The organism is Microbacterium paraoxydans (assembly GCF_018224615.1).
Lineage (GTDB): Bacteria > Actinomycetota > Actinomycetes > Actinomycetales > Microbacteriaceae > Microbacterium > Microbacterium paraoxydans_B.
Genome location: NZ_JAGTUK010000020.1, coordinates 1 through 349, shown reverse-complemented (window position 1 = coordinate 349; position 349 = coordinate 1). Strand labels below are relative to the sequence as shown.

Here is a 349-nt window from a genome sequence, read left to right as displayed (position 1 = left end):
CCATGTTCTACACGACAAAGCCATATGCTACAAATATAAACATTAACTTTTCTGGCTTTATAAAACCAGGAAGTTGTGAAGTAGATCTCGATCGTTCTTTTCTACAATTGGACAATGTGGATTATTTAACTCTTAAATCAGGAAACGCTCTCCTTAGTATAAATAAATTTATAGTTAACGTGCATAATTGTTATCTTTTAGCAAATACAATTTTACGCCCAGCGATACAGATTGATGGAGAAGGTTTCTATGCTGGTACAAAATTTTTCTTCCAAAGTTCAGATTCTAGTGCTAGAGGAATAGGTGCTTTACTTTATCAAGGCGATGATGCCCCTCAGTACGAAGCTCC

The 349-nt window shown here is 35.5% G+C and carries 1 protein-coding gene; it reads left to right on the top strand.

The features are described 5' to 3' along the window. Positions 1 to 349, top strand: a 349-nt coding sequence (locus KE274_RS16385) for a hypothetical protein (RefSeq protein WP_211545610.1), incomplete at both ends; no start/stop codon positions are given.